The sequence below is a fragment of the Corallococcus carmarthensis genome, assembly GCF_003611695.1.
GTDB classification, from domain to species: Bacteria; Myxococcota; Myxococcia; order Myxococcales; family Myxococcaceae; genus Corallococcus; species Corallococcus carmarthensis.
Genome location: NZ_RAWE01000360.1, coordinates 1 through 5,593 on the forward strand (window position 1 = coordinate 1; position 5,593 = coordinate 5,593).

Sequence of the window (5,593 nt, forward strand, 5' to 3'; positions counted from 1 at the left end):
CCTCCAACCCCCGAGCCGTCCCGCGCCATGCCGTCCCTCCTTCCGTACTCCTCCGCCCGCGCCGCCGGGCTCCTCACGGCGCTCGCGCTGGTGCTCACCAGCGCCACGCCCGCGTTCGCCCTGCCGGGTGGAGGCAAGACGCCCCGCGCCATCATGGAGGCGGACTCCGACCTGCCTCCGCCAGTGACGGGTGTGGACGTGCTGGAGCACCTGGGAGAGCCGCTTCCCCTGGAGACCCGCTTCGTGGACTCCACCGGTGAAGAGGTGCGGCTGGGGACGCTGCTGTCGAAGACGCGCCCCACCCTGCTCACGCTCGTCTATTACGAGTGCCCCATGCTCTGTAACCTCGTCATCAACGAGCAGGTCCGCGTGATGCGCGAGCTGGGCCTGGAGCTGGGCAAGGACTACGAGGCCGTCACCGTCAGCATCGACCCGAAGGACACCCCGGTCCAGAGCGCCGAGCGGCGGCGCAAGTATCTGCAGTCCATGGGCAAGCCGGAGACGGCCCCCTGGCATTTCCTCACCGGCACCGACGAGAACATCCACAAGCTCGCCGATGCCGTGGGCTTCAAGTACACGTATGAGCCGAGCACGAAGCAGTACGCCCACCCCGCGGTGGTCACCGTGCTCACCCCGGAGGGGAGCATCTCCCGCTACCTCTACGGCACGTCGTTCGACCGCAAGGACGTGAAGCTTTCGCTGCTGGAAGCAGCGGGCGGTCGGGTCGGGACGAGCGTCGATCGCATCGTCATGTCCTGTTTCAAGTATGACACCGCCACGCGGCGGTACGGTTTCTACATCTTCGGGTTCATCCGCCTGGGCTCCCTGGCTGTCTTCGGCGCCCTGGCCACGATGCTGATCTATTTCTGGAGGCGCGAGCTGAAGAAAGGCGCGACTACATGAGCGACCTGGCCAACCAATTCCTGTTCCTCCCGGAGCGCGCGTCCACGTTCGCGGAACGGGTCGACTTCCTGCACTACTTCGTCGTCGGTACGACGATGGTGATGTCCGCGGGCGTCGGCCTCGCGGCGCTCTTCATGTTCTTCCGCTACCGTCGGCGGGAGAGCCACCAGCACACCGAATACGTGGTGCCGGACCTGAAGACGGAGTTCCTCTTCGTCTCCGTCCCGCTGGTGTTCTTCCTGGCGTGGTTCGCCATCGGGTTCCGGGACTTCACCTGGTACACCACTCCGCCCAAGGACTCGATGGATGTCTACGTCATGGGCAAGCAGTGGATGTGGAAGTTCTCCTATCCGGAGGGCCCCAACGGCGTGAACGTGCTGCACGTGCCGGCCCACCGTCCGGTGCGCCTGCTCATCACGTCCCGCGACGTCATCCACTCCTTCTACGTCCCGTCCTTCCGCATCAAGATGGACGCGCTGCCGGGCCGCTACACGCAGGCCTGGTTCGAGGCGACGAAGCCCGGCACGTACCAGGTGCTCTGCACCGAGTACTGCGGCTTGTCGCACTCGAAGATGCTGGCGGAGGTCGTCGTGCTCTCGCCGGAGGACTACGAGAACTGGCTGAAGGAGCAGCAGCGCGGCCGCCTGCAGGACCGGCAGGACGCGCTGGCGGACACGTCGCTCGTGCCGCCCGTCGCCCGCATGGCCGAACAGGGCCAGAAGCTGGTGGCGGCGCAGGGCTGCCTCAAGTGCCACTCGGTGGACGGCTCGAAGCACATCGGCCCCACCTTCCTGGGTCTCTACGAGCGCAATGAGAAGCTCGAGGACGGCCAGAACATCCGCGTGGACGAAGCCTACATCACCCAGTCGATGATGGACCCGGGCGCGCACATCGTCGCCGGCTACCAGAACGTGATGCCGACCTACCAGGGCAAGCTGCAGGGCCCCGAGTCGGCCGCCATCGTCGAGTACATCAAGACGCTGCGCACCGCGAACGTGCGCGAGACCGCTTCCGAGGGCCCCGCCTATGACCCCATCCAGTAGCATCGCCGCGCCGGGGGCCGTCCCCGGCCATGAGGCGCACGACGACCACGGCCACCACCCGAGCTACCTGACGGACGGCACCACGGTGAAGTCGTGGCTGCTGACGGTGGACCACAAGCGCATCGGCATCATGTACATGGTGTGGGTGCTGCTCTTCTTCCTCGTGGGCGGCATCTTCGCGCTGCTCATCCGGATCGAGCTGCTCACGCCCGGTCCGACCATCATGGACGCGATGACGTACAACCGCGTCTTCACGCTGCATGGCGTGGTCATGATCTTCCTGTTCATGATCCCCGCCATCCCCTCCATCTTCGGCAACTTCCTGCTGCCGCTGATGCTGGGCGCCAAGGACGTGGCGTTCCCCCGCCTGAACCTGCTGTCGCTCTACGTGTACCTGGCCGGCGCGGGCTTCGCTCTCTGGGGCATGCTCAACGGCGGCCTGGACACCGGCTGGACGTTCTACACGCCGTACAGCGCGCACACGACGACCACGGTGGCGCCGGTGCTCTTCGGCGCGTTCATCATCGGGTTCAGCTCCATCCTCACGGGCATGAACTTCATCGTCACCACGCACACCATGCGTGCGCCGGGCATCACCTGGTTCAAGATGCCGCTGATGGTCTGGGCGCTCTACGCGACCAGCTGCATCCAGGTGCTGGCGACGCCGGTGATTGGCCTGCTGCTCCTGCTGGTGACGGCGGAGAACCTGTTCAGCCTGGGCATGTTCGACGTGGCCCGCGGCGGTGACCCGGTGCTCTTCCAGCACCTGTTCTGGTTCTACAGCCACCCGGCCGTGTACATCATGGTGCTGCCGGCGTTCGGCGTGATGAGCGAGATCGTCTCCGCCTTCAGCCGCAAGAACATCTTCGGCTACCGCGCGGTGGCGTACTCGTCGCTGGGCATCGCGTTCGTGGGCTTCTTCGCCTGGGGCCACCACATGTTCGTGTCCGGCCAGTCCACCTTCAACGCCGGCGTGTTCGGCGTGCTGACGATGCTGGTGGGCGTGTTCACCGCCATCAAGGTCTTCAACTGGGTGGGCACGGTCTACAAGGGCGCGGTGGAGTTCAGCACCCCGTTCGCCTACTTCTGCGGCTTCCTGTTCTTCACCGTGTTCGGTGGCATGACGGGCATCGCGGTGGGCACGGTGTCGCTGGACGTGCCGTGGCACGACACCTACTTCGTCGTGGCGCACTTCCACTTCATCATGGTGGGCGCGACGATCATGGCCTTCCTGGCCGCCCTGCACTACTGGTTCCCGAAGATGTTCGGGAAGATGTACCACGAGGGTTGGGGCCTGGTTTCCGCGGCCTTCATCATCCTGGGCTTCAACGCGACGTTCATCCCCCAGTTCCTCGTGGGCAATGCGGGCATGCCGCGCCGCTACTACGAGTACCCGGAGCGCTTCCAGGCGCTGAACGTGGCGTCCACGGCGGGCGCTTCGCTGCTCGCGTTCGGGTTCATCATCATCGCGGTGTACCTGACGTACGCGCTCATCTACGGCGAGCGCGTGGACAACCCGTGGCACAGCAAGGGCTACGAGTGGCTGACGATGTCCCCTCCGCCCACGCACAACTTCATCGGGCCCCAGCCCACGTATCCCGAAGAGCCGCACTTCTACGTGGATCCGAAGAAGGCCGAGGGAGAGGTTTCGGATGTCTAGCGCGCACGTGACGCCGGGCTCGGTGCCCGGTCCCAAGCTGGCCGCCCACTTCGCGTCGCTGGAAGTCCAGAAGCACGCGGCGCGGCTGGGCATGTGGCTGTTCCTCGCCACGGAAATCCTGCTCTTCGCGGGTCTGTTCGCGTGCTACGCGGCCTACCGCTTCCTGTTCCCGGAAGCGTGGGCGGCCTCCAGCCGAAGCCTGGACCTGACGATGGGCACCATCAACACGGTGGTGCTCATCACCTCCTCGTTCACCGCCGCCATGGCGGTGCACTACGCCAAGGAGGGCAAGAACGCGATGGTGGGGCACATGAACGTGCTCACCCTCCTGATGGCGGTGGGCTTCCTCGTCATCAAGTTCTTCGAGTACAAGCACAAGTTCCACATCGGGACGCTGCCGGGCCGCTACTACTTCTACGAAGGCATCCAGCTGCCGGGCGCGCCGCTGTACTTCACGGTGTACTTCGCCTCCACCGCACTGCACGCGCTGCACGTCGTCATCGGCATGACGGTGCTGGCGTTCGCCACGGTGCGCGCGTACCGCGTCGGGGACTTCAACGCGAACAACTACACGCAGGTCGAGCTGGGCTCCATGTACTGGCACCTCGTCGACCTGGTGTGGATCTTCCTCTTCCCGATGCTGTACCTGGTCTGAGGGTTACGACATGGCCATCGCCAACGAATCGCATCAGGAAGAGCACAACATGCAGGAGCACCACGGCGCCGGGCGCTACGTGGTCATCTGGGTGGTCCTGCTCGTCCTCACGCTCGTCACCGTCTTCACCGGCCGCATGCACCTGCCCAGCTTCGGTCTGCTGCTGGCGCTGGTCATCGCCAGCGTGAAGGGCACGCTGGTGGCGCTGTACTTCATGCACCTGTCCGAGCACCGCGGCGCGAACCGCCTGGTGTTCGGCGTGTCCATCGCGTTCGTGGTGCTGCTCATCGGCTTCACGCTGATGGACTTCGGCACCCGCTTCCGTCTGGCCAACCCCCCGGGCTCGCAGTACAGCGACCTCCAGGCGGTGGACATCGGCGCGAACCCCACGGAAGGGCGCACGGGCGGCCACCAGCAGATCCAGAAGCAGGGACACGAAGTGCACGAGTAGTCCCCGCTTCCGCAGCCCCCTGAAGCACGAACGCGGCGCCCGGGATTCTTCCCTGGCGCCGCGTCGCTTTTGCGGGCTGCTTTCCGCGCGGGGTGGGGACTACAGGGCGACGGTCAGGTTGAAGGAGAGCGCCGTGTCGGTGGACACCTTGCCCGGGGGCGGGGCGCTGTCGGACTTCACGAGGAAGCCCACGCCCAGGGCCAGCGCGTCGGTGAGGCTCGCCATCACCTGCGTCTGGCTGCTGAAGAGGACGCGCGAGTCGGAGATGACGCTGACCAGGATCTCCGCCTCTTCCTGGAAGGTGATGTCCTTGGAGACGCCGTAGCGGAACAGGGCGCCGAAGCGCGGACCGCCCAGGTCCACGTCCGGCAGGTCCACGCGCTCCGGGTAGTACTGGAAGCGCGTCTCGCGTGCGTAGCGGAAGGCGAAGTCGGTGCGCAGGACGGTTTCGCGCACGCTGGCCTTTTCGTCCCTCTTGGTGTCGAACCAGAAGATGCTGGCGCCGGCTTCACCGTAGGGCCGCGCCTCGATGCTCTTGATGTGGTCCGTGTCCACGCCGGCCAGCAGGTAGCCGCTGATCTCCTGCGTGAAGCGGCGATCCCCGCGCAGCTCGACGCCGGCGTTGAGGGCCACCACCTGGGACAGGGACTCCACCTCCCCTTCCACCTGGGGCGGGCGGCTGCGGCCGTACGCGCCGTAGGCCTTCACGGAGTAGATCCAGTGCTCCGTCTTGCGCAGCGCGCTGGCCAGGCCACTCACGGTCAGCGTGGACGCGTTGCCCGTGAGGGAGATGAGGCTCAAGCCCACGCTGACGTCCCAGACGCTGGGCTTCACCGGGGCCGCGGCGGTGGCGGCGGCCTCGGTGAAGCCCAGCGTCTGGG

At 66.1% G+C, this 5,593-nt stretch carries 6 protein-coding genes; 5 read left to right on the plus strand and 1 reads right to left on the minus strand.

The window, feature by feature from the left end; translation table 11 throughout:
* Window positions 1-27: 27 nt before the first annotated feature.
* The 5 genes from D7X32_RS42855 to D7X32_RS42875 are packed head-to-tail and all read left to right on the plus strand — an operon-like array spanning window position 28 to window position 4,712.
* Complete coding sequence (locus tag D7X32_RS42855; RefSeq protein WP_120608256.1) at window positions 28-903, plus strand: SCO family protein; 876 nt, start codon at window positions 28-30, stop codon at window positions 901-903.
* Complete coding sequence (gene coxB, locus D7X32_RS42860) at window positions 900-1,946, plus strand: cytochrome c oxidase subunit II (protein WP_120608257.1); 1,047 nt, start codon at window positions 900-902, stop codon at window positions 1,944-1,946. The genes D7X32_RS42855 and coxB overlap by 4 nt, the downstream gene beginning before the upstream one ends.
* Window positions 1,930-3,606, plus strand: coding sequence for a cytochrome c oxidase subunit I (locus D7X32_RS42865; RefSeq protein ID WP_120608258.1), 1,677 nt, complete (start codon window positions 1,930-1,932; stop codon window positions 3,604-3,606). The genes coxB and D7X32_RS42865 overlap by 17 nt, the downstream gene beginning before the upstream one ends.
* Window positions 3,599-4,261, plus strand: a complete 663-nt coding sequence (locus D7X32_RS42870) for a cytochrome c oxidase subunit 3 family protein (protein WP_120560477.1) — start codon at window positions 3,599-3,601, stop codon at window positions 4,259-4,261. Before D7X32_RS42865 ends, D7X32_RS42870 begins: the two co-directional genes overlap by 8 nt.
* A gap of 10 nt (window positions 4,262-4,271) precedes the next feature.
* Window positions 4,272-4,712: a cytochrome C oxidase subunit IV family protein gene (locus D7X32_RS42875; RefSeq protein ID WP_120608259.1), complete on the plus strand. Its 441-nt coding sequence runs from the start codon at window positions 4,272-4,274 to the stop codon at window positions 4,710-4,712.
* 99 nt (window positions 4,713-4,811) lie between these two features.
* On the opposite strand, the gene D7X32_RS42880 is transcribed toward D7X32_RS42875, so the two are convergent.
* On the minus strand, window positions 4,812-5,593 hold a 782-nt coding region (locus tag D7X32_RS42880), incomplete at its 5' end, for a DUF481 domain-containing protein (RefSeq protein ID WP_244239496.1).